The organism is Maridesulfovibrio spiralis (SeqCode) (assembly GCF_048571135.1).
In the GTDB taxonomy this organism is placed as follows: domain Bacteria; phylum Desulfobacterota; class Desulfovibrionia; order Desulfovibrionales; family Desulfovibrionaceae; genus Maridesulfovibrio; species Maridesulfovibrio spiralis.
The window spans coordinates 844,537-868,577 of record NZ_CP182344.1 but is presented as its reverse complement, the minus strand read 5'-3'; the positions used below and the strand labels follow the sequence as shown (position 1 = coordinate 868,577).

Genomic DNA, 24,041 nt, shown 5'->3' with positions numbered 1-24,041 from the left:
TTTAATGTCCGTTACAATGCGGTTATTTCTTCCGGTTTGAGGACCTTTTCTCCGTCCTCTTCCAGATATTTCAAAAATTTCTCACCTACAGTGTAGATGGACCCTGCTCCCTGGGTGATGAACAGGTCACCGGGTTGCAGGATGTTAGGCAGCTCGTTTTGCAGCATTTCAAAGTCCGGGTAGAAGCGGACCTTGGTGTCGCTGACCTGTCTGATACCCTGCGCAAGTGACATTCCGTTTACGCCCGGAATGGGGTCTTCGGATGCGGGGTAGATTTCAGTGAGCAGCAGTTCGTCGGCTTTCTCAAATGTTTTGCAGAACTCGCCGAACAGGGCTTCGGTTCGGGTGAATCTGTGTGGCTGGAAAGCTACCACCAGCCTGCGCTGCGGGAAGCAGGACTTGGCCGTTTCGATGGTGGCCTGAATTTCTGCGGGGTGGTGTCCGTAATCATCCACAACAAGGATGCCTTTGGATTCACCTTTCTTTTCAAATCTGCGTCCGACGCCCATGAAGTTTGAAAGCCCGGAAAGGATAACTTCGGGATCAAGTCCGGCTTCAAGGGAAACGCCGATGGCGCCGAGTGCGTTAAGCACATTGTGTTTACCCGGCTGGGCAAGTGAAACTTCACCAAGCAGTTCTTCATCAAGAAAGACTTTGAACAGGGAGCGGACTTCGCAGGACAGGATTTCTGCGCGCAGCCTGTTGCCTTTGGTGAGGCCGTAAGTCATGCAGGGGCGTTTGATGGAGGGCAGCAGTCTCTGCACACCCGGATCATCGCCGCAAACCACATTCATTCCGTAGAAGGGAATGGAGTTCATGAATTTGCGAAAGGATTCATCAATGGCATCCTGCCCGCCGTAGAAATCAAGGTGGTCTTTATCCACGTTGGTTACTACGGTGATGATCGGTGCGAGGCAGAGGAATGAACCATCTGACTCATCCGCTTCGGCGATGAGGAACTGGCCGTCGCCAAGGCGGGCGTTACTGCCGAAGGTGTTCAAACGACCGCCGATGATGACAGTGGGGTCCAGCTCGGCCTCAGTGAAAATTGTTGCCAGAAGCGAGGTGGTGGTTGTCTTGCCGTGTGTACCTGCTACGGCGATACCGGTACGCAGGCGCATGAGTTCTGCCAGCATTTCCGCACGGGGAATGATGGGGATACCAAGTTCGCGGGCCTTGAGTACTTCCGGGTTGTCTTCGGAAATTGCGGTGGATTTAACTACCACGTCAGCGTCGGTTACATTGTCCGCGCCGTGGCCGATGAAGACCTGCGCGCCCATTTTGAGCAGACGTTTAACGGGAGCACCTGCGGCGAGGTCGGAGCCGCTTACGGTGAAGCCCATGTTGATGAGTACTTCGGCAATGCCGCTCATACCAGATCCGCCGATACCGATCATGTGGATGTTACCAACCCTGCTGCGCATGATGGGACATGCTGTGTCCGTTACCAGTGGTACACTTGGTCCTTCTGCTGCGATCATGCTGCACCTCTCACTGTTTTCATTCTAATAATATCTAAAGTGCCTTCCGCGATGGCGGAGGCTGCATCAGTCCTCGCAAATGAAAGCCCCTTTCTTCCCATGGCTTCCAGTCGGTCCTGATCCTTAATCAGCGTAATAATTTCATCTGCCAGCCTGTCTCCGCCAAGTTCACCCTGCGGAATAAGCTCTGCCGCGCCCAGATCAGCTAGGGAACGCGCATTCCCGGTCTGATGGTCGTGGGTGGCATGCGGAAACGGGATAAAAATAGCTGGCTTACCCGCTGCCGCTACTTCAAAAACAGTGGACGCTCCCGCCCGGCAGACCACAAGAGCAGCTTCGGCATAAGCTTCGCCCATGTTGTGGATGAACGGGGAGACTGAATTGCTGTCCATACCGTTGTCCATGTATGCCTTGCGGACTTTTTCAAAGTCGGACTTACCGGTCTGGTGGCGCAGTCTGATTCCTGCATCCCTAAGCTTGGCAAGGCCGCTGACGATTGCATCGTTGATTGCTGCCGCGCCCTGACTCCCACCGAAAACCAGTACCGCTTTTTGGTCTGCTTCCACGTCGGAAGCAATTATTTCTTTACGCACCGGATTGCCTACCACAACGGTCTTGGCAGCGGGGAATGATCCTTTCCTATCCTCGAATGAAGCGAAAACTCTTTTGACTACTTTGCCCAGAATACGGTTGGTAACCCCGGGGACGCTGTTCTGCTCATGGATGGTGGTGGGGATACCGAGCATCCATGCCGCCAGCACCGGGCAGAATCCGGCATATCCGCCGAAACCGATAACCGCATCAGGTTTGAAGCAAGCTACTTCTTTCAGCGACATGAACAGTGCAGCCGCAATCCAGAAGGAACTGAAAACTTTTTTCAGACCGCCGCCCAGAACACCCTTAGCCGGAAGCCCCTTGAAGCTGATTCCGGCACGTTCGACCATTTCTTTTTCCGGACCTTTACCGCCGAGGAAGAGAATCTCACATTCGGGAAAGCGGTTTTTGATTTCTTCGGCAACTGCCAGTGCGGGGAAAACGTGCCCGCCTGTGCCGCCGGTGGTCAGGATGATGCGTTTCATCAGACTTTCCCCCTTGATAAATTGAGGAGGATACCGATGCAGATGCAGGATATCATCAAACTCGATCCCCCGTAGCTGACGAAAGGCATGGGTACGCCCTTGGGCGGTACGGTTCCCATGACAACAGCAAGGTTCAGGGAGAAGCCCAGAGCAAGCATAATGGTCAGACCGTAAGCAGTGAAACGGTCCTGCAGATCATCCTGTGCCAGCGCGATTTTGAATCCGCGCCAGACCAGAAATCCGATTACGGCAAACACGGCCATTACGCCGATGAAGCCGAGTTCCTCTCCCACAACGGCCATGATGAAGTCGTTATGTGCTTCAGGGAGGAAGAAAAGTTTTTGTTTGCCTGCGCCAAGTCCCTGTCCGAAGACGTTGCCCGAACCGAAAGCGTAGAGGGACTGCACCAGCTGGTAGCCTTCCTCGTGCGCGGACTTGAAGGGGTCAATGAATGCGGTCATGCGTTTGAGCCTGTAGGGGGAGCTGGTGATCAGCATGTATCCGGCTCCGGCAGCGAAAATCAAAGAAGTCAGCAGATAGCTGATTCTTGTTCCGCCTACCAGGCTCATGAAAAAAAGGATCATGCACAAAAACACCGAGCCACCGAAGTCCGGCTGCAGCATCAGCAGCAGGCAGAGAGCTCCGGTAATGGCGAATGGCGGCAGGAAACCGACACTGAATGTCTTGATAAGTTCCTGTTTACGCGAGAAAAAATAGGCCAGATAAAGAACCAGCGCAGGTTTGCAGAACTCCAGCGGCTGAATGCGCAGCGGCCCCAGTGCAATCCAGCGTTTCGCACCGCCTGCGGCAACCGATAACGGCGAAAAGTCGCTGAGCAGCAGGAGTACAAACGCCGCCATCAGCCAGACATAGACCATATTGTAGAAAACGGCCTTGGGCAGACGGGAGCTGATGTACATCATGAAGGTTCCGGCAACGAGAAATATAGCCTGCTTCTTGAAGAAGAGGTATTTATCGTCAAAGAAGCGCTCGGCCATGATTCCGCTTGCGGAAAGGACCATCATCAGGCCGAAGCAGGCCAGCAGCAGTGCCGCGCCTAACAGCCAGTAATCAAAGCGTTCCGGTTTGCCGGAGAGGTTCTTTTTCTTGTTCAAGAGAGTTCCTCCATGATCCTTTTGAAATCATCGCCTCTAGCCTCATACCCGGTGTAAGCATCAAAACTTGCTGTTGCCGGGGAAAGCAGGATTGTTTCGCCTGCCTGCGCGTTCGCGAAAAGGGTCCTGACGGCTTTTTCGAGATTTTTGTGCCAGGAAATTTTAAATTCGTCCTTCAGAGCCGGTTCGAAGTGCTCGCGTCCGTCACCGAAGAGTCCGACTTCAGAAACTTTGCCGCGCATAGCCGGGAGTAGTTCGCTGACATCCCCGCCTTTGAATACTCCGCCCAGCAGCAAGCGGACAGGACCTTCAAAGCTGTTCAGGGCAGCACGTACCGCATCAAGGTTGGTTCCTTTGGAGTCATCGATGAAGCGGACGCCGTCCACTGTGCCGATCTCCTGAATGCGGTGGGGCTTGCCTTTGAAAGTTTTCAGCCCTGCTTCGAATTCCTCACGGGTCAGACCTATTTTTTCCAGAGCCAGCCACGCTGCTTCCATGTTCAAGCGGTTGTGGTGTCCGGGCAGATTGGGCTGTTCCGGGAAAGTGGAACCGTCGAACCATTTCACTTTTGCCTTGGTGAAGCTTGCCGGATTCAGCTCACCCTTCATGTGTGCAGGAAGAATAGCCAACTCATCCTCGCTCTGGCGTTCGAAAATTTTGAGTTTGGCCTCAAGGTATTCGTCCATGTCCTCATGATAGTTGAGGTGGTTGGGCGCGATGTTGAGCAGGATTGCGGCCTGCGGTCTGAACAGGCGGCAGTTCTGGAGCTGGAAGCTGGAAACTTCAAGCACCAGTACATCGGCCTTTCTGTCTTCATAGATGAATTCAGAAAGGGGAGTACCGTAGTTGGCTCCGGCAAAAGGAACGCGTCCTGATTCTTTCAAAATGTGTTCGATGAGCGCGGTGGTAGTTGTTTTTCCGTTGGTTCCGGTTATGGCGATTTTAGGTTCATTAGCGAACCATGAAGCCATCTCAAGCTCGGAGATGATAGCCCGTTCCGGCAGGTTACCGATAAACGGAGTGATTTTGCGGGCTGGAATTCCGGGGCTTGCGACGATCACATCCGCTCCGGCAAATTGCTCTTCGCAGAAAGGTCCGGTCATCAGTTCAGCGTCAGGGCCGAGACCCTCAAGGATGTCTGTGCTGAGGTTCTCGTTGCTGTCCACAATGCGCACGGTGGCCTTGAGCTTGTGCAGCAGTTTAGCTGCGGCAAGGCCTGAACGTCCGGCTCCGACGACAACTGCCAATCTGCCGGTGAACATACGGGTCGAGGTGACCTGTTCTACAAATGCGCTATCCATAACATCCTTACCTGATTTTCAGGGTACTCAGGGCCATTAGGGCCATTAAAATAGAGATGATCCAGAATCTGATTACAATCTTGGATTCGGGAACTCCCTTGTGTTCAAAATGGTGGTGCAGCGGGGCCATGCGGAAAATACGTTTACCGCCGCTGACCTTGAAGTAACTGACCTGCATGATGACCGAGATGGTCTCAAAAACAAAAACACCGCCGACGATGATCAGTAGCAGTTCCTGCTTGCAGAGAACGGCGATAAAACCGAGTACACCGCCGATGCTCAGAGAGCCTACATCGCCCATAAAAATCTGGGCAGGGTAGGCGTTGTACCACAGGAAACCCAGCCCCGCGCCGACTAAAGCACCGCAGAATACGGTTACTTCACCAACCCCGGGAACATGGGGAACACTAAGGTAACTGGACATGCCCACGTGACCGGCAATGTAAATAAAAAACGCGTAACAGGTGGCGCTGGTGATGGAGGGGCCGATGGCCAATCCGTCCAGACCGTCTGTGAGGTTTACGCCGTTTGAAGCCCCGATCATGACCAGCAGTGCGAACGGCAGATACATCCAGCCGAGGTTCGGGGTGAAATTTTTAAAGAACGGTACAGCCAGCTCAGTTGAGTAAGCGGGCTGCATGATCAAGAGGGCTACAGCTGTTCCGGCTACGAGCAATTGTCCGAAAAGTTTGGCTTTGGGAGAGATTCCCTTGTTCTGCTTGCCCTTGATCTTGGTGTAGTCATCCACAAATCCGACCAGCCCGAATCCGGCAAAGACAAGCATCGTCAACCAGACGTAGATGTTGGTCAGGTCCGCCCAGAGCAAGGTGGAGACCAGTACGCCGAAACCGAGCAGCAACCCACCCATGGTCGGGGTTCCGGCCTTGCATTTGTGCATTTCACCCACTTCGTCCTGAATGTACTGACCGCATTTCACTTTTTGCAGCCAGCGCATCATCATAGGCCCGAGCACGATGGTGATTACCAGCGCAGTGAGCAGGGCGTAGATGGACCTGAAGGTTATGTAACGGAATACGTTAAGCAGGCCAAGCTGGGCGCTTAAGGGGACTAGAAAATGATAGATCATGCTTTGTTTCCTCCGGTCTCCCCATTAATTTCATTACTCAGTGCGTGGAAGTAAGTTTCCATGCGGCAGGACCTCGACCCTTTAAAGAGGACCACCGCGTCGCTGAGACCAAGTTCGTGCATTCCGTTCAGAAATTCATCCGGCTTATTGACCGGGACCAAAGTGCAACCGTTGGTTTTGGAAGCCACTTCGGCATAATGTTGACCGAAATAAAAAGTTGCATCCGGTTCAATTTCGGCTATTTTTTCGCCCAGATCACAGTGTGAGCACCCGGCTTCATTACCCAGTTCCAGCATATCGCCAAGCACCAGTACCAGCGGCCTTTCCCCGGCAATGCGCTTGGCAGTGTCGATAGCCCGGTTCATGGACAGGGGGTTGGCGTTGTAGGAGTCATCGATAAGTGTCCATTCTCCGTGGGTGTGGCAGTGGAACCGTTGCTTGGGCATTTCGACTGTGGCCAGTCTGTCTGCTATTTCGGTGAGCTCCATGCCTAACTGATGGGCAGCGCAGGTTACAGCGGCTGCGTTTTCGGCAAAATGTTCACCGCAGGTGGGCAGCACCACTTCTGTGCTTTCGTCTCCGGCTTTGAGTAGGAAACGTCCTGAACCATCCGGCAGTGTGTGCAGCATGGTGCTGTAGTACTCGGCATTTTCATCCTTGGAGGAAAATGCGATGGGTGCTGCAATTTCATTGGCAGCGTTCCAGAGCAGCTCATGGTCTTTGCAGCACAGGGCTTTGCCTTCGGGACGGAGGTATTTGAAGAGCGATGCCTTCTGGACAGCCACATTTTCCAGCGACCCCAGACCTTCAAGGTGAGCGGGACCGATATTGTGGACAATAGCCATGTCCGGGTTGGCGATGGGGCCAAGTTCGCCCATATCGTGGGGCAGGCTGATGCCCAGTTCCATAACCCAGTATGTTTCCTCTCCGCTTGCTTCAAGCATGGACAGGGGCAGGCCGAGCTGGTTGTTCAGATTCATGAAATTTTTATGCACGGAATGGGAACCGGACAGAACGTGGGCAAGCATTTCCTTGACCGTGGTCTTTCCGGCGGAACCAGTGACGGCGATCATGCGGGCCTGAGATTTCGTGCGCCAGTATGCGGCTACTCGGCCAAGTGCCTGTACGGTATTGCGGACCATGATAGCCGGTCTGCCCTCAAGCTCGGGCATGAACTGGGAAACAACAACGGCAGCCGCTCCGGCATCAAGTGCCGCTTCGGCAAAGTTGTGGCCGTCGAAATTCACCCCTTCAATGCAGAAGAAGACATCGTTTTTCTTCACCAGCCTGCTGTCAGTGCGCACAGCTGCGATTTCGATGTCTACCGCACAGGGCAGATCGCTGCTCCCCATGAGCTGTTCTTCGATTTCACATAAGGTCAGCTTCAACCGTAAATCTCCTTAATCGCCTTGGAAACTTCTTCGCTATCGCTGAAGTCCCGTTTTTCCGTTCCGATAATCTGATATGTCTCGTGGCCCTTGCCTGCGATGAGCAGCACATCTTCCGCAGTCATTTTCGCCACTGCTTTCCTGATGGCTTTGGCGCGGTCAACTTCTTCGATGATGCTGGCGCAGCCTTTGAGTCCTGGGCGTACATCTTCGATGATCTGCACGGGGTCCTCTGTGCGCGGGTTGTCTGAAGTAAGCACAGCCACATCGGAATGACGGCAGGCCGCTTCAGCCATGAGCGGGCGCTTGGCCCGGTCGCGGTCGCCGCCGCAGCCGAAAACAGTGATAACCCTATTGAAGTCAAGCTCTTTCAGGGTGCGCAGGACGTTATCCAGCGCATCCGGGGTGTGGGCATAGTCCACGAAAATATTTAGGCCCTGATCGTTACGGACCCGCTCCAGCCTTCCGGGAACGCCGTCAAATTCCTTGAATACATCCATCTGTTCCGGGGTCAGGCCCATATGCAGACCTATGGCCTGTGCGGCAAGCAGGTTGGAACCGTTGAATTTGCCGATCAGGTCGGTTTCAATTTCCCATTCATCGCTGTCGCAGGTCATTTTCAACCGCATACCGTCGCCGGAGCAGGAGATCATTTCCCCGCATAGTGATTTACAGCCGGTGGCACAGCTTTTGTCCATGCCGAACCCTATTGCCGGGGTGTAGCATTCCAGAAGTCTTCTGCCGTAAGGATCATCGAAATTGATGATGCCGCGTTTGAGTGCGCTGGGGTAATGCTGGAAGAGCAGGCATTTGGCCTTGAAATATTCTTCCATGTCACCGTGGTAATCGAGGTGGTCCTGTGTAACGTTGGTGATTACCGCTGCGTCAAAGTTGAGGCCGCAAACGCGGTTCTGGTGCAGTGCGTGGGAAGAAACTTCCATTACCGCAACGTCGACTCCGGCTTTATCCATTTGGGCCAGCATTTCATGCAGCTGCCAGCATCCGGGGGTGGTCAGCGGTGCTTCCTGCTCAAATCCGGGCCAGCGGTAGCTTACTGTGCCGAGTACGCCTACTTTCATCCCGGCGGAGGAAAGCAGCTGTTCGATCAGGTAGGTGGTGGTGGTCTTGCCGTTGGTTCCGGTTATACCCACTAGTTTGATTTTGCTGTCTGCGGTTTTGAAATAAGCCATAGCCAGATCACCGAGGGCTTCGCGGGGGGAAGGGTGTGTGACCAGTTCAGCAGCCCCGGTCTCAATTTCTTTATCGCAGATGATGTATGCAGCACCGTTTTCCAGTGCCTGAGGTACGAAATCAGCACCGTCACGAAGAGGGCCGGAGATGGCGACAAAGATATCACCCTCGCGGACTTCCCGTGAATCCATACGGACCATCAGTCCTTCGCCTACTTTGGCGAGGAGAGCGTCCCATTTTGTTTTATTCAGTACTGTTTCAGACATAAATTTTCCTTTAAGAAATCCAGAGAACCATTTCTGCTTTTTTATCCTCAGGCCATTTATCGCCTGCGGCAGGAAGCTGTTTATTTACAGTCATCCCCTGACCCTTGAGTTTGGGGACAAATCCTTTCTGGACTAATATTTCAATTGCCCTGCGAATGGGCATTCCTTTCAAATTCGGGACCTTATCATCGGATACAACCACCTTGGGCGGAGTAGCCCTGAGTGCTTTTTTGGGCATTTCGGTGAAGGTCTTTCCCGCGGCCATGACCGGGGTCGGTTTACGGTGCTCCGGGAGCTTGCCGTAGTAAGCAAGGGTCTGGGTCATGATCTCTTTTACCGCCGGGGCTACAACTGTGCCTCCGTAATGGTTCGGTTTGGGATCATCAACCATCATGTAGACGATGTAATCCGGGTTATATCCCGGAACCAGCGCTACGAAAGACGCAATGTATTCGGTTCCGTATCCGCCCTTGCCGTGTGCTTTCTGGGCGGTTCCGGTTTTGCCGGCTACGGTTGTTCCGCTGATGCGGGCCTTGCGTCCGGTTCCATCGTCCTGCACGACTTCTCGCATCATGGAGAGCACTTTCTCCGCTACAGCAGGACTGAAGATGCGCTTGGGCGCTTCCTCTTCTTCAGAGTGCGGGTACTGCACCAGCCGGAGCGGTTTCTCAATACCCTTGTTGGCCAGAGTCAGGAAAGCCTTGGCCATCTGCACGGTGGTGACACCGATACCCTGCCCGAATGATCCTGCGGCAAGGTCTATTTCATTCCATTTGGCGGCGGGCCGGATCAGCCCTTTACGGTCACCTGGAATTGGTAGGCCGGTCTTGTACCCGAAACCCAGATCGCTGATGAACTTGTGGTAGTTCTGCACGCCCAGCTCAAGTCCGATTTTGGCACAGCCGATGTTGCTGGAGTAGCGCAGGATCTTGTGTACGGGGAGCCATCCTTCTTTATGGGTATCCTTGATGTACTTACCGTTGATCTTCCAGCGTCCGTTTTCACAATCAAATAGTTTTTCCGGGGTGACAACCTTATGCTCAAGTGCCGCAGCCATGAGGAAGGGCTTGAAGGTTGATCCCGGTTCAACAACGTCGAGAGCCGCACGGTTCCTCCAGATATTGGGGGAGCTGGTGCGGAAAATATTGGGGTTGAAGCGCGGGCAGTTGGCAATTGCCAGAATATCTCCGCTGGCTACTTCAACAACTATGGCAGACCCCCACTTGCCGTTGTATTTCTTCACTGCTTCAGCCAGAGCGTTCTCTGTTACTGACTGCAGGTGTGAGTCAATAGTCAGGTGGATGTCTTTACCGCGCACGTCCATCTCACGGCCCATGGCGTCAAGGTAGAGCCTGCGTCCGGAAGCGTCGCGCTGCACAACGAACTGTGCCTTGCGGCCTGCAAGGCGGTCGTTAAATTTCTTTTCAAGTCCTTCAAGCCCTTTACCGTCAATACCGGAAAAGCCCAGCAACTGCCCCGCAAGGTAGTTGTTGGGATAGAGTCTGACGTATTCTGTGGTCAGGTATACGCCGGGTAGTTTGGCCTGCTTTATCTTTTGGGCAATGCGGTCATTAATCTGCCGCTTGATCCAGATAAAGTTGGACTTTTTCGAAAGTTTCTTTCTCAGCTTTGCCTGTGAAATGCCGAGAATCTTTGAAAGTTTATACGCTGTGCCACCCACATCGGTGACTTTAACGGGGCGGATGTACACGGAAGAAGCTTCGACACTGGTTGCCAGCAGGTTGCCTTTGCGGTCGAAGATGGAGCCGCGTTCTCCGCGTTCCAGTTCTGCCGCAAGGTGCTGCCGGGAGACCATGCGTGAAAGGTCGGCACCCTTGAACAGCTGCAGCCATGCCGCTCTACCCAAAAGGCCTGTCCAGACAAGGGCGAAAAGGACCATGACGAAGAGCAGCTTTGTTCTGCTCGCCTTCAGGCTTTCTTTTTTCCTTTTAGCCATTGTTTGGGCTCCCTGTTTACAACTATGGTTTCGCCTTGTTCGCGGGCCGTCTAATCTGTCCTTGCGAAGTAGGACCGAAACCGTATTTTTTTGCCAGCTCCCTCAACCTAATAGGTGAGAGGAGATTGTTTCTTTCAACTTCCAGTTTTGCAGCCAGAGCTTCCTGTTCATCGAGCCTTTTTTCCATGCGCCGCAAGTCGTATGCTTTGTCGACTCGCTCGATGTTCAGCCAGACCGAGACCAGCCCCAGTATCAGTGCTGATCCCATAGTCAGGGCCAGGGCCATGGCTATTCCCTTGGAATCACCTTTCATGGCCTTTTACCTGTCCTCCCCGGTCCTTTCGGCTACGCGGAGTTTTGCGCTTCGGCTGCGGGGGTTGACCTTCATTTCCTCCTCGGTGGGGAGGACCGGTTTTCTGGTCAGCACATGCATCCGTTTGACCTTTCCGCAGGTGCACATGGGCTGCATGGGCGGGCAGTCACAGCTTTGTGACTGGGATTTGAAGGTCTTTTTCACGATGCGGTCTTCCAAAGAGTGGAAGGAAATGATCGCGACCCTTGCGCCGGGGCTGAGCCGTTCCGGAATCCGGTCAAGGAAGTTTTTCAGTTCTTCCAGTTCCGAGTTCACGGCAATGCGCAGTCCCTGAAAGGTTTTTGTCGCCGGATGGGTCCGGGACAAGGCCCTGCGTTTGGCCGGGTAAGCTTTCTCGACAATGGAGGCCAGCTGCAGGGTGGTGGTGATTTTTTCTTCTTCCCGGGCTGCAATGATCGCCTTGGTGATCTTGGAAGCCAGCGGTTCTTCGCCGTACAGTTTTAAAATCCTGTTCAGATCGGAATAAGAACCCTTGTTAACAATGGAAGAAGCCGGAGGCATTCCGCCTGCCGGGTCCATGCGCATATCAAGCGGTCCATCCTTGATGAAACTGAATCCGCGCTCGGCATGATCCAGATGCAGGGAAGAAACACCGAGGTCCAGAACAACGCCGTCCACGGTATCCCAGCCCAGTTCATTCAGAGCCGCCTCAAACTTACTGAAAGCAAGGTGAAACCTATGGGCTTTATCGCCAAAAGGGGCCAGCCGTTCGCCTGCCAGTTCAAGAGCCTGTTCATCGCGGTCAAGACCGGCCAGTTCGGCTCCTTCGCCTGCTGCTTTGAGAATTGCGCTGGAGTGTCCGGCCATGCCGAGAGTCCCGTCAAGGTAGCGGCCACCGGGTTTGGGAGCCAGCCATTCAATGACTTCGTTCAGCAGGACGGAAGTGTGGACCTGTTCAGGTATTAATTTCTTGCTTTCCATAATTTCCTGATTCAAAACGTTTTGTCGGTTTTAGAGCCGTACTCGGGGGGGAGTCGGTGTAAACCGTGGCGGTTTTGAAAATCAAGTTTTAAAAATCTAAAAATGCGTGTGTCTGTGGGACGGAAAAGCGAAATCGGCTAGAAGGGGAGTTCAACTCCGCATTCAGCCAATTCGTCTGATACATCATCAAAATCCTGTTCAAGCAGTGCTTCGTATTCACGCTTGTCCCAGATCTCGAATCTGTCGCCGACTCCGGCAAGGACTACGTCCTTGTCCAGCTTGCCGCTTTTCCGCAGATAGGAAGGAATGGTGATTCGACCTTGTTTATCAAGGTGAACTTCTTCGGAACCTGAAATGATTATTCGGATGAAATTTCTGAGTTTCCGGCTGGGGCTCTTGATGCTGGTGAGCTTTTCTTCAAGTACGTCCCAATCCGGTGGTGTGAATCCGACTATGTTTCCTTCGAAAATAGTCAGCGTCACGCAGCCTTCCGGGGAATCAGAATAGACTTGATCCCGGTACTCCGGCGTAAGCATCAGTCTGCCTTTGGCATCCATGCTTCTATGTGCGTGACCTCTAAACTTCATTTTTCTACCACTCAATCACACAGATTTACCACCAATTCCCCCCGTCTCACCACCTGTGTGTGAAAATGGTGAAAAAGTCAAGACCCCTCAACAAAATAAAAGGGTCGAAAACAGGCTGTTTTCAATGCCTGAAGCCGATTTTGACTCCTCTAAAAGCTTATATATACAGCCCTTAGAAAGAATTAATAAAACGGGGAAAAAAGTTTATATTTTTTTTAAAAATAATAGATAAAAATCGTAACGTGTCAGACACAGGCTTCACGAACAGGGCTATGAATGCTATAGGGCAAGTGAAATCCATGATTCGCATCTATTTTCGCAGGCGAAATCCCTACTGCGCGGTTTTGAGGTGGGAAAATTTTAAATGCGGATATGTTTTATTAAACACAAGTAATTTCAGCTGTTTATAAGTTGTGGGGTAAGGTTGAGATATGCATGCAAAAGGTAGAATGGATGTTCCAGATGGCTTGAACGAGGAATATTACCAGATCAGTCCAGATATTCTCCTGAGTTTCAATAAGTTCAGACCACCATTGGATATTTTCATGTTCAAGGAAGATGTTGCCCGCATCTCTGCTTTTTATAAAGTGGGTGGGAGACTGAGCAAGGAGCAGATAGAACAGTTGGCCGGGATGGTTAAAGAGGGGCTGATCTTCGTTTCCCGCAAGGACCATCCGGTATATGTAAAGCATATTGCCTACCAGCTAGATCTTGTCCTTATCGACCGTAACCTTAAAGAGAGCGAAATAGCTGATATTTTTATTGAAGCGCTGACCATGCGTATGAGTGAATTTCTTGATCAGCCCGTGGCTGCAGTTATGGATAAACTGTGGGCCGATCTGATGGTACTGACAGAATACCTTTGGAACGATCCCTTTCGTATCAAAGCCCTCACCAAGAGGTTGCACAAGGAACATACCCTCGGGCAACATAGTGTAAACTGTGGTGTGCTGGGCCTTATGATGTATATTCGCATGAAAGGGGATGGGATTGCCAAAGGGGACATTACCAGAACCCATTTCAACAGGCTTGCCGCCGGTTTTTTTCTACACGATCTGGGTATGAGTAAAATTCCTTTGTTCATTCGTGAGAAGCCCAAGCCGTTGACTACAGATGAGCGGCAGAAGATTGATAAGCACTCCATGCTCGGCTATGAAATGCTTACCAAGCTTGACCTTAGATACAAGGAAATAGAGGCTTGTGTAGTTGAGCACCACGAAAGGTTGAACGGCAAGGGATATCCTCAGAAAAAATCCGGACGGGATATATCCCAACTGGGCCGGATCATGGCTGCAGTTGATTCCTACTGTGCCATGATCACCAAGCGTCCCTTTGCCGAAGCCATTGACCCGCTCAAAGCAGCTGCGGCAATTTCTCAGGATAAGGGCTACGACCCGGAAGTGACCAAGAACATCCAAGCCTGGGCTTTGACCTTGAAGAAATAGCATTTACCCATAGCAAAATTAAACAGCCCTGTTTCCGGGAAAGGAAACAGGGCTGTTTTTATATGACAGCGAAATAAAGTGGCGAAGCCTTCACATATTAAAACTGCTGAACCAGATCGCGGGTAACTTCACGGTAAACCTCGTTCAAGAGAACAACGCCGATGATGTTCCCGCCTTCCTGAACCAGTGCCCAGGTGCGTTTCTTTTTGCGGAAAATTTCCAGAACTACGAGCATGGGGTCGGTAGGTTTGAGGATGGCTACATCCTCTTCGATATACTCATCAAGAGCTTCGGAAACGCAGGCAGTTCCGGCGCGTTTAAAGGCCCGGTCCCAATCGGCTTCTTCGGTCAGGCTCAGGTCTTCATCCTTGAGTACCAATTCTTCCACCGCCTTGAGCATGGTCCAGATGGAAACAACCCCGCGGAGGGAGCCGTTTTTCTTTTTCACTACCACAACGTGGTTGTCCGGGGTTTCCTTCATGCTGTCGCGCAGTGTGCGTACTGCTTCGGCAAGGCTTGCGGAATCCTCAATGGTGGAAAAATCTTCATTCATTATATCCCATGCACGTTTTCTCAGCAGCATCGAAATCTCCTTCTGGACTTATCTGTGGTTAGCGGTTGAACAAGTTCAGCTTGTAATCGTTCACATTGTTTAAACCATATTTCGCGTTTTCACGCAAAGGTGGATTATTCAAAGTCAGCCAGCAGCGGCCCTACATGAATTCCGGCGACCATCGGATTCTCCATGTAACTCTGGCTGATCCGCCAGTATGCCTGATGCAGATGCGGTGAGGTTATACCGTTCTGCATGGCGTTGTAGGCTTCCATAAAAGCGGCCAGATGGTCGCAAAGTTTGAGCAGTTCTCCATCTTTTGGGTCATAGGAATCATCATTGTAGCGGGCATCAAGTTCGTCAGTGGTAATCTTTTTGGCAAATCCTCCGACAAGGGCGGCGGCGTCGAATTCAGATCCGGTATCCACACCGAGAAAATATCCCAGCCGATCAGCTATCTTTCCGTATCCGTTTTTTTTGAGTGGATCCATGATCCTTCTCTCCATTTCCTGTTCTTCATATTCGCGGATAAGTTCGCCGATGGTGGGATCTGATTTTTTGACCGGGGAAATGATGTCGCGGGTCAGGAGTTCAGGGATGTCGTGAAAGAGTCCGGAGAAAAAGTTGTTTTGTCTTCGGGCTGGGCAGGCCCCTTTTTCAAGGCTGAAAAACCATGCAAATGTTGCGACAATGAAGACGTGTCCGAGTACTGACGTTTCGGGAACGCGCGGGGTCTGGGACCAGCGGGTCTGGAACCGTAGACGTCCGCATAAATCTGCAAAACGTCCGAGCGCGGTTGATTCGGAATGAAGCAGTTCGTTTACCCCGGAAAGGTTGGAATAGCTTTCCAGACGGTCGATGAAACTCTGTTCGATCCCGGCAAGTTCTTCGTCCATCTGGTTGAGGTGCTTGAGGAGCTTGAACTCGGAGTAGCTGGCGTACATATGCGAGGCATCAAGCAGTTGCCGCGCGAGTGACGTTTCGTCGGGATTGAGGTGGTATTCTGTCAGCCGTTCCCAGAAATCCCTGCCTAGCGGCATGAGTCTGGGGCGTAATTGTTTAAGAACCCATTTGGATAGTTTGCGGTAATGTTCGGGATTTTCTTTAATTCGGTAGAAAACAGGCGGTTTGATGTCGGTAATGACCATACGGAACAGGTATTCGAAGATACCGCCCTCAACAATTTCGTCTCCCAGTCTGATTCGTTCGCGTTGGTCCAGCTGATCCTGATTGAGAACAAAGAGAATCCAAGTGGCGATCATTTTATGGGCCTGCTTGTCTACCTCCACCATTTCCATGGGCCGGAGTTTGTCATTCCACCTTTTCATGAACGAACCGGAAAAAATTAATTGCAGCAGGCTTTTTCTAATAATCGGCATTTCAGTCCATCCTCTTTGGCGGGAATATAAATCCGGTTATGGTTGAACGTGCTTAATGACCAAATCCGACCGGAATCTTTAGGAAAGGGCATTCGGCATGCAAGGGCAGGAACTGGCCTAATACTACTTCTCCTTCGTAAAGCGATTCCATGTCATCTTTCAGGTATTGCTCCGGGGTCTCAATCAGCTTGCGGTTAACTTTCAGCGGTTTGCAGAAAACTTCACCCCAGTTTGTGCTGTATACAAAGTGCACTTCCTGAACTTTTTTGGTTTCCGGCGGGACACAGAGATTAACGATGAAGAACCCTTTTATAATGCGTTCCGCGTTGAGTGTTTCTTCGATGCGTACATTAAAAGTTTCTTTCTGCGGAAAGAAAATCATCAGGTCCTGAATTAGTTTTTTCACTTCCCGTTCACGCAAGGGGCCGGAATTGATGTCCGTCTTGACCTGCATTTCCTGACCATACAGTCCGTTCAGGGCCAGCCAGACCAGCATGAAATTGAGGTCTTTTCCCGACTCGATTTTTGTCACGATATTTCTGGCCCCGGATTCGTCCGGGTATTCGCCTTGAATCTGCCATAAGTTTCCTGCTTCAGAGCGGGAAATGATTATGGTTTTGAAAAAATGTGTTCTGGGTCCGGGCAGGGAAAGACGTAATATCTTGGCCTTACGCTTGGCAAAAGCCGCAAAGATAACCCTGCCGAGACGGGTCAGGTCCTCGGGGGTGATTGCCACTCCGGGGAATTTATCCTGTTCTCCGCGTACTTTCATGTAGGTGTTGATCATGAACTGGTTGATCTGTCTTCCCAACTCTGCCACGGAACTGAAGTCGGTGAGACTGCTGAAATCTTTGACCATGTCTTGCGGGGTATTTTCGGAAAGACTGGAATTAAATTCCATCAGTTCAATATCTTCAGTCCTGGATATATGATCCCCAGCAGCTTTTTCGCCCACCAGCCCGCATTTCAGGCGTAGGGCCATGGCTGTCAGCCAAGAGTGATCTGCCTGATCGCGTTTGGCATAAAAAACAGCCAGCTCTTGATATAGAAGCATGTATGGGTCTGTGCGGAGGATTGAACGGGTTCCGTGCTGGACGTTCTTTTTAAATTTTTCGCAGAGCAGAGAATATTTGCTGTCTGAGGTGTAAAGCTCCAGTAATCCGAATTTCATGATCGCTTTGAACGGGCTTTTGATCCCTTTAACAATCTGCCAGAGGGAGGCTCCGAAAAATTCTTCCATCGGAATACTCGGCACATTGCCGAGATCAACGCAGAATCCTTTTCCTTTGAGCAGCATTACTCTTTTTTTGCAGGTCTCGTAGGCTTTGGTTTCAGCTTCCGGAGGTGTGAACCACCACAATGGAGGTTTTCCGGCCAGCAGAAGGGCGGTACGATAAAATTCTTCTTTAAGAATTGCACTCTGGGCAGAACCGGAACTTTCTTCGTCACTTAATCCAAATTGGTTGTTGCGTACCTCTCGGACATCCATGGTGAAGAAATGGACTTCCAGACCGAACTCACCGAGAGCCCACTCTTCGATTTTTTGCAGTTTTCCAATCAGGTTTTCCCGTCTATCAGGAGCTGTTCCCCTGAAATCACAACAGACCCAGCAGTCAAGGTCTGAGTCTGGGGTCTGGGCAATCGTTCCCGTGCTGCCGATGGACATGAATGCTTCAATGGGGATGGCCCCTATTCCGCTCTCTTCATATTTTAATTCAGGAAAAAATTCATCCAGAAGGTCAGCGGTCTGCGGGGTTATTTCATAGCTGCTGATTCTTGATCCGGTGCTGACGCTATCCATGCCTGTTTTAATTTCAAAAACATTTGTATGCAGCAAGGCGGGGAGTATCTGTAAGAATTTTCGTCCGCGCTCATTGATTTTTGCCGCAGCCCAATCCAGCCTGCGCTTGTTGTTTTCAGTGAACTGGGCTTGATTGTGCTCAATGTCTTTGAGTACAAACCAGCGTTTGATTGCCTTATAAAGTACTCCCCGTCCATATTCATCAATCTTACCGAACCCGGCAGAACGTTTTTTAAGGTTCTCCCTTTTTTGCAACCGTGAAGTAAAAGATCGGCTCATGGCTTTGAGCAATTCCGGCGAGTCGGTTCTCACATTCATTGCTTCACAATATCTGGTGCTGCAGTCATCAAAGTTTGAGCCGGTTACGAGAGAGTCTTTAAATAGGCTGGTATTGAAGTTAGATAAGCAGAAGTCAGAGCCTTTGATTGTTCCCTTGTAGAAATATGTTTCACGGAAATCACAGATTTCGAACAGGCTGGTCAAAAATCTGGTGCGGCAAAAATATGCACCGGGAGTAGCAACAGCCTTGAAACGGCAGTTCTTGAAATCACTCAGGAAAGTGATTGCGGAGTCAAAGTGGGAGTTCTGGAATTTGCAGTCTTTTAAAGTGCAATCGTAGAAATTGCTTCCATTCAGGGAGCAGTTTTTGAAAGTGCAGTTCGTGAATTTGCTTTCCAGAAAAACAGCATCAGCAAGTGAACAGGCATTGAAAGTACATCCTTTAAAGGAGCATTCTTCCATGAAAGAATCCCGCAGTTCACAGGCTTCAAAGGTACAATTCTGAAATGTCAGCCCCTGTGAAATGCTCTTCCATTTGTTGAGTTTGTGCAGTCTTTGATTAGTGATCTGCCCGTCAGTAAAGATGTCAGGCAGGCCGTCGGATTGGATTTCCTGTTTACCGAAAATTCTTTTGAATCCTGTGCTCTCGGGTTCCTTCTTCTCGATGTTCAGGACAATCGGGCCGCCGGATTTAATGAAATCAACACCGGGAACATTTTTGCCTTCAACTATTTCCGGTCTTGGGGGTTCATTAAATGCTTCGGTTTCTATTATTTGAGCCAGCATCGGCTTTAGACTGCCAGTTTTGTTGCTGCGCGACTGTTTAAGCACGTTGCTGAGGATGTTTCCAAAGCATTGCGGATCTTCTTCGCTGATGGTGGAGAAGAGGACAGAAAGTACCGGAATATGGAATGTTTCGGAAATGCCTTTCATGAATTTGGCAAAGCCGTCACTGCTGAGTAGAGGGACCCTGTTTATCAACTCGGCCCTTAATTTAGGAGCTTCATTGAAAAGCTGGATGAATATGCGTGCGCGTTTACTGCCCCCGAATTTGGCCACGATATCCATACCCGCCTTTGCCAACGGCAGGGAAGGAGATTTGGCTAGCGGCAGGATCTCTTTAAGCAGCTCATCATCGATTTCATCAGCAAGTCTTTCAACTGCCCGCAGGACCTTCTCCATAATGATCGGGTCCATTGTTTTCAGATGGAAAGAAATATCATTGATGATTTCTTTGTCCGGGTAGGGAGGCATTGTTTCTGTGCAGAATGATATTTCTTCAAGGCTTTCCGGGCTGTGTAGTTTTTTTCGGCAGTTTTTGCCGAAGTTCCCGGTCATAAACTTTTCCAGCGATTGCAGGGACAGCTCACCCTTACGGGTTCCGTTGCTGCGGAAGAAATCCATTGACTCGCTCATACTCAGATCAGAAATCCTATCCAGCTGCGATTGTGCATACTTGATCCGTTCAGGAATCTCTCCGGGATTCACTGCCAGCATGCGGTCGGCGATAGCGATGGCGGTCTTGTCTTGCTGCGCGGCAAACCACTCCTTGACCCGTGAAAAGGGTAGGGAACGGTGGCACAGGATGAGGGCGGCCAGATTTCGGCCGCATATCCCCATCATAGCCAGATAGTCGAGACAGATGGCAGCTGTGCTGTCAGATTCATCCTGTTTATAGGAACTTATGCTGCTGTCATCGGCTTCTTTCGCAATAGCTTTTACAGCCATAGCATGAAGAAGTACTCCGTATTTTACAGCTTCAAGTCCTTGTGGGGAATTCTCTGGCCTGCTGAATTTACCCTCCAGTTTATAGCGCAACTCAGCCAGTTGGCGTTCTTCCGGAGGGTAGATGGTCAACCTGCGCAATTCCTCAAGCAGGGTATCATGTTTTTCTGTCTCAGCCATGTAATATTCTGACCTGTTTAGACTGTTTTCGTCAACAGAGCGACGGATTCCACGTGCGACGTATGTGGGAACATATCCACTGCAGCAAAGCGTTCCAGTTTGTAAGTTCCATCCATTTTTGCAACATCACGGGCAAGAGTCGATGGGTTGCAGGAAATGTAGAGAATTTTGGACGGTGCAAGTTCAATGAGCTTCTGCAGGGACGGATCGGGAACCCCGGAGCGGGGTGGGTCAACTATGACCATGTCCGGGCGGGGCAGATTGTCGGGCAGACCCTTTGCCGAGGCAAGGTTACCGACGATGTAGCTGGTGTTTTCCAGTCCGTTAAGTTCGGCGTTTTCCTTTGCGGAGCGTACAGATTCTTCGGAAACTTCGATTCCGATCATCTTGTCCACATCCTTTGCCATGAACATGCCGATACCGCCGGAGCCGCAGAAAAGGTCCCAGACGACATCATCAGCTTTGGGGTCGGCAAGCTCCACGCTTTTGCGGTAGAGCACTTCCGCGCCCTTGGAGTTGGTCTGGAAAAAAGCATTGGGAGTGATCCGGTATTTGACTTCTGCACCGTCGGCACGGGTCAGAGTCTCGGTAATATATTTCTGTCCGGTCAGCGAGATAAGGCGCTCTCCGGTTGCAATATCAGCACGCCCTTTGCGGGTGGAGTGCGCAAAACTTTTCAGCTGAGGAAGGTGATTGGAAAGAAGCTCTGCCAGTCCCTTGATGGTGTGGTGGGATTTGGCCGGTTCTGTGAGCAGGTGAATCATCATTTCGCCGCTGTTGTGGGAGTAGCGGACCACCAGTTTGCGCCAGTAACCGCCCCGGTTGTGGCGGTAGCTTCCGATTCCGGTACGGGCGCAGTAGTCGCGGACCAGAGCCGGAATGTCTGCACACTGTTCCGGGAGTAGGGGACAGCTATGGATATTCAACACATCGGTTTCCGAACCGCGCCGCTTAAAGCCCAGTTTTAGTGAGTCGCCAATGCCGTGAAAGGAAAATTCCATCTTGTTTCGGTATCCGTATTCCAAAGGAGAAGGCTGGGCTTCAGTGCCCATGCCCGGAGTCTCTTCGGCAATTTTGCCAATCCGCTGTAGGGTTTCAGATACCTGACGCCCTTTCCAATAGGCTTGGGCTTCATATTTGATGTCCTGATGCAGACAGCCGCCGCAGGATCCAAAATATTTACAGGCGGGAGTCTGTTCGTCTTCCACGTGGTCGACAATCTCGGTACGTCTGGCTTCGGCAAAACGCTTTTTGAGCTTGGTAATTTCACAGCGCACAGTCTGTCCCGGTACAACTCCTTCAACAAAAAGGGTCAGCCCTTCATAGCGGCCGATACCTTTCCCTCCGAAGGCCAGTGATTCGATTTTAGTTTCAACTATATCGCCCTTGTTGATGGGCTTGTTTTCATTAGGCATGTTTGACAGTTCTCCTTTGGCCGCTGTACGCTCAGTTTTATGATTGATAAAGCTACAGCACTTGAATCGGTTTTGAGGAAGTTAAAAAAGCTTCCCGTGGGGCATTGCATAGACCTGCGCACTTACAAACGCAACCGTTCCCTGCTAATTTTGCACGATCAGGAGCAGGAATACATTATTTACGAAGACGGTTATGAAACAATAGAGCATCGGGCCGCCCTGAAAGGGATGAAGAAGCTTTTGAAGACTCTCTTCAAGAGGGAGTTTCCCCGTAGCAACAAAATTCGCATGTACGAGCTTGGCGAATATAATGAGGAAAAGCATCGTCGCGAAATGAAAAAGCTGTAAAGGCTCTCTTTATATGAATGTCGAAAAGCTTGCCACCACCCCGAAATCTGCATAAAGGTAACATGCATTGTACTAAATTAGGCAGGAGAGATAAATGATCAAAAATATTTTCTTAATGCAGCTTTTGCTGCTGGTTTTTACTGCTCCATCCTTTGCTCAGAACGGGACTCAGGATAAGACTGAAGAAGCGGTTGCTGCACAAGAGACAATTGTTATTCCTGCGGATTACCGTGAAGAAGGCATTGCTTCATGGTACGGTGAAAAATTTCAGGGCAAGCTTACCGCCAGCGGTGAGCCTTATGACATGGAAAAAATGACAGCTGCCCACAATTACCTGCCGCTGGGGGTGAAAGTCTCAGTCACCAATCTCAGCAATAAAAAAAGAGTTGCCGTAATCATTAATGATCGTGGCCCCTTTGTTCCTGACCGTATTCTTGATCTCTCCCGTGCCGCAGCGCAGGAGTTGGACTTCATTGATTCCGGCAAGACCAAGGTACTCATAGAACCCTATCGCCCTGAACCTGAGCCGGAACCGGAACCAGCAGCCGTTCCCGCCCCTGTTACAGCGCATAAAAAACTCTACGGTGCTTTTTATATTCAGGCTGGCGCATACAAGGTTAAAGACAATGCGGACCGGCTGATCGAAAGGTTGAACAAGGCCGGGTTCCATAACACCCGCATTGTTCGGGTTGTTACTGACAGTGCCCAGATTTTCAAGGTCCAGTTGGGCATGTATAAGACCTTAGCCAATGCCCGCAAAGCGCATATGTCTCTTGGCAAAGGTTTCCCGGGGACTTTTGTTCTGGCAGATGTGATTCAGGATTAGTATCTAATTAGACATCTAAAGAATGAAGAAAGCCCCGTAGCATGCACATGTCATGCTGCGGGGCTCTTTTTTATTGATATCCGCAGTTACTGCAGCGGCTTGTCGTCTTTCTTATCTTCTACTTCAACATCAATGATATCATGGTCGATGCGCCTTTTGGGCTGCTCCTGATTGGTCCAGGCTGTGAATTCAGAGTTGTGATGGACCACGTGGATGTTGGGGTTGTTTTTCATGTTTTCAAACTGGGTTCTGAGCATGCGTTTGAAGTAACCTCTGGTGACAGGAAAAAGGATAAGCAGACCGAAAAAATCGGTCATGAATCCGGGGGTCAGCAGGACAAGTCCGGCAAGAAAAATCAATACCGCATCGAGGATGTCCTCGGCGGGCATGATGCCTTTGTTCAAGTTCTCCTGAACCTTTTGCATGGTTGCAACACCTTGTGATTTGGCAAGTGCAGCTCCGGCAAAGGCGGTCAACAGGCAAAGGACGATGGCATTGAGGGTCCCGATTTTGGAACCGATCTGTACCAGAATGTAGAGATCGATCAGGGGAATAAGGACAAAACCCAGAAAAATCTTAGCGAACATTTAATCTCCCGTGCTTATTTTCATAGTTAGACGTTCTGAAATATAAGCATCAATCCCATGATGACAAGCAGTACCATTACGATTCTGCGGTAGAAATCTTCAGACAGCAGCCCGGAAATCATTCCGCCCGCTAAAGTTCCCATGACAATGGGCAGAGTTGAGGCCATAAACAGTTTGAAAATATATATGGTGGTCAGTCCGCTTAAGAGATGTCCTGCGGCTGCCATTATGCCCGAAGCCATAAAGAAGGCTACCAGTGTTGCTTTGAAGCTGTCTTTGTCCCAGCCGCGAAGGGAGGAGTAAATAATAGTGGGCGGGCCGCCTGCACTGACTGCTGCGTGAATTGCTCCGGTGAGGAAGCCGGACAGATAACCCCATCGGTCGCTTATGTGCAGCTTGATTGGTCTGGCAAGCAGGGAATATGCTGCAAAACCGCTAATAAGCACTCCCAACAGTAAGCGAATGTAGTCCCCGTTTACTTCTTTCAGTACAACTGTACCGAAAATTGAACCGGGCACACTCCCGATCAACAGCGGAAGTATTTTGGCTTTGTCCAGACTTTTGCGCAATTTGTAGGTCATATTCAGGTTGATGAACATGGCGCAGAGTGTACATACAGGTACGGCGATTTTGATATCTACAACGTAGGTCAGAAGGGGCATGGCTATTAGGGCACAGCCGAATCCGGTTAAGCCCTGCATGAGTCCGGCGATAAAGAAAATTGCGGGTACTAGAACAAACGGAGACATTATGAACC

20 protein-coding genes are annotated in these 24,041 nt (G+C 50.7%); 3 read left to right on the top strand and 17 right to left on the bottom strand.

All coding sequences use genetic code 11. From position 1 onward, the window contains the following. Positions 1-11: 11 nt before the first annotated feature. The 11 genes from murC to mraZ all read right to left on the bottom strand — a co-directional run bounded on the left by murC (position 12) and on the right by mraZ (position 12,746). Complete coding sequence (murC, locus tag ACNI29_RS03900) at positions 12-1,424, bottom strand: UDP-N-acetylmuramate--L-alanine ligase (RefSeq protein ID WP_419782080.1); 1,413 nt, start codon at positions 1,422-1,424, stop codon at positions 12-14. Between the two features lie 53 nt (positions 1,425-1,477). Next, positions 1,478-2,560, bottom strand: a complete 1,083-nt coding sequence (murG, locus tag ACNI29_RS03895; RefSeq protein WP_419780879.1) for an undecaprenyldiphospho-muramoylpentapeptide beta-N-acetylglucosaminyltransferase — start codon at positions 2,558-2,560, stop codon at positions 1,478-1,480. After that, positions 2,560-3,675, bottom strand: coding sequence for a putative lipid II flippase FtsW (gene ftsW / locus ACNI29_RS03890; RefSeq protein ID WP_419780878.1), 1,116 nt, complete (start codon positions 3,673-3,675; stop codon positions 2,560-2,562). Before ftsW ends, murG begins: the two co-directional genes overlap by 1 nt. Beyond that, positions 3,672-4,976 carry a UDP-N-acetylmuramoyl-L-alanine--D-glutamate ligase gene (gene murD / locus ACNI29_RS03885; protein WP_419780877.1) on the bottom strand — a complete coding sequence of 435 codons (1,305 nt, stop codon included), beginning with the start codon at positions 4,974-4,976 and terminating at the stop codon, positions 3,672-3,674. Before murD ends, ftsW begins: the two co-directional genes overlap by 4 nt. A gap of 7 nt (positions 4,977-4,983) precedes the next feature. After that, on the bottom strand, positions 4,984-6,063 hold the full coding sequence (gene mraY, locus ACNI29_RS03880; protein ID WP_419780876.1) for a phospho-N-acetylmuramoyl-pentapeptide-transferase: 1,080 nt from the start codon (positions 6,061-6,063) through the stop codon (positions 4,984-4,986). Then, on the bottom strand, positions 6,060-7,451 hold the full coding sequence (locus tag ACNI29_RS03875; RefSeq protein WP_419780875.1) for a UDP-N-acetylmuramoyl-tripeptide--D-alanyl-D-alanine ligase: 1,392 nt from the start codon (positions 7,449-7,451) through the stop codon (positions 6,060-6,062). The genes mraY and ACNI29_RS03875 overlap by 4 nt, the downstream gene beginning before the upstream one ends. Continuing rightward, on the bottom strand, positions 7,448-8,908 hold the full coding sequence (locus ACNI29_RS03870) for a UDP-N-acetylmuramoyl-L-alanyl-D-glutamate--2,6-diaminopimelate ligase (RefSeq protein ID WP_419780874.1): 1,461 nt from the start codon (positions 8,906-8,908) through the stop codon (positions 7,448-7,450). The genes ACNI29_RS03875 and ACNI29_RS03870 overlap by 4 nt, the downstream gene beginning before the upstream one ends. A gap of 10 nt (positions 8,909-8,918) precedes the next feature. Further along, positions 8,919-10,865: a penicillin-binding transpeptidase domain-containing protein gene (locus ACNI29_RS03865; RefSeq protein ID WP_419780873.1), complete on the bottom strand. Its 1,947-nt coding sequence runs from the start codon at positions 10,863-10,865 to the stop codon at positions 8,919-8,921. A gap of 22 nt (positions 10,866-10,887) precedes the next feature. Continuing rightward, positions 10,888-11,178: a hypothetical protein gene (locus ACNI29_RS03860; protein WP_419780872.1), complete on the bottom strand. Its 291-nt coding sequence runs from the start codon at positions 11,176-11,178 to the stop codon at positions 10,888-10,890. Between the two features lie 6 nt (positions 11,179-11,184). After that, positions 11,185-12,159 (bottom strand): 16S rRNA (cytosine(1402)-N(4))-methyltransferase RsmH, encoded by a 975-nt coding sequence (rsmH, locus tag ACNI29_RS03855; RefSeq protein ID WP_419782079.1) that lies wholly within the window; start codon positions 12,157-12,159, stop codon positions 11,185-11,187. A gap of 137 nt (positions 12,160-12,296) precedes the next feature. Next, positions 12,297-12,746 (bottom strand): division/cell wall cluster transcriptional repressor MraZ, encoded by a 450-nt coding sequence (gene mraZ, locus ACNI29_RS03850; protein ID WP_419780871.1) that lies wholly within the window; start codon positions 12,744-12,746, stop codon positions 12,297-12,299. Between the two features lie 431 nt (positions 12,747-13,177). Here mraZ and ACNI29_RS03845 point away from each other — a divergent pair, with 431 nt between their 5' ends. Further along, positions 13,178-14,191 (top strand): HD-GYP domain-containing protein, encoded by a 1,014-nt coding sequence (locus ACNI29_RS03845; protein ID WP_419780870.1) that lies wholly within the window; start codon positions 13,178-13,180, stop codon positions 14,189-14,191. Positions 14,192-14,288: 97 nt separating this feature from the next. Here the strand turns inward: ACNI29_RS03845 and ACNI29_RS03840 are convergent, their stop codons facing one another. The 4 genes from ACNI29_RS03840 to rlmD form a co-directional block, all read right to left on the bottom strand. Beyond that, positions 14,289-14,774, bottom strand: a complete 486-nt coding sequence (locus ACNI29_RS03840) for a CBS domain-containing protein (protein WP_419780869.1) — start codon at positions 14,772-14,774, stop codon at positions 14,289-14,291. A 104-nt stretch (positions 14,775-14,878) separates the two neighbouring features. Next, positions 14,879-16,123 (bottom strand): HD domain-containing protein, encoded by a 1,245-nt coding sequence (locus ACNI29_RS03835; RefSeq protein ID WP_419780868.1) that lies wholly within the window; start codon positions 16,121-16,123, stop codon positions 14,879-14,881. Between the two features lie 52 nt (positions 16,124-16,175). Next, positions 16,176-20,108 (bottom strand): class I adenylate cyclase domain-containing protein, encoded by a 3,933-nt coding sequence (locus tag ACNI29_RS03830; protein WP_419780867.1) that lies wholly within the window; start codon positions 20,106-20,108, stop codon positions 16,176-16,178. Between the two features lie 17 nt (positions 20,109-20,125). After that, positions 20,126-21,523, bottom strand: coding sequence for a 23S rRNA (uracil(1939)-C(5))-methyltransferase RlmD (gene rlmD, locus ACNI29_RS03825; protein ID WP_419780866.1), 1,398 nt, complete (start codon positions 21,521-21,523; stop codon positions 20,126-20,128). Positions 21,524-21,562: 39 nt separating this feature from the next. Between rlmD and ACNI29_RS03820 the strand changes: the two genes are divergently transcribed. After that, on the top strand, positions 21,563-21,871 hold the full coding sequence (locus tag ACNI29_RS03820) for a hypothetical protein (RefSeq protein WP_419780865.1): 309 nt from the start codon (positions 21,563-21,565) through the stop codon (positions 21,869-21,871). A 94-nt stretch (positions 21,872-21,965) separates the two neighbouring features. After that, positions 21,966-22,697: a septal ring lytic transglycosylase RlpA family protein gene (locus ACNI29_RS03815; RefSeq protein WP_419780864.1), complete on the top strand. Its 732-nt coding sequence runs from the start codon at positions 21,966-21,968 to the stop codon at positions 22,695-22,697. Positions 22,698-22,783: 86 nt separating this feature from the next. Here the strand turns inward: ACNI29_RS03815 and ACNI29_RS03810 are convergent, their stop codons facing one another. Beyond that, complete coding sequence (locus tag ACNI29_RS03810; RefSeq protein ID WP_419780863.1) at positions 22,784-23,284, bottom strand: FxsA family protein; 501 nt, start codon at positions 23,282-23,284, stop codon at positions 22,784-22,786. 26 nt (positions 23,285-23,310) lie between these two features. Then, complete coding sequence (locus ACNI29_RS03805) at positions 23,311-24,033, bottom strand: sulfite exporter TauE/SafE family protein (protein ID WP_419780862.1); 723 nt, start codon at positions 24,031-24,033, stop codon at positions 23,311-23,313. Between the last annotated feature and the right edge of the window lie 8 nt (positions 24,034-24,041).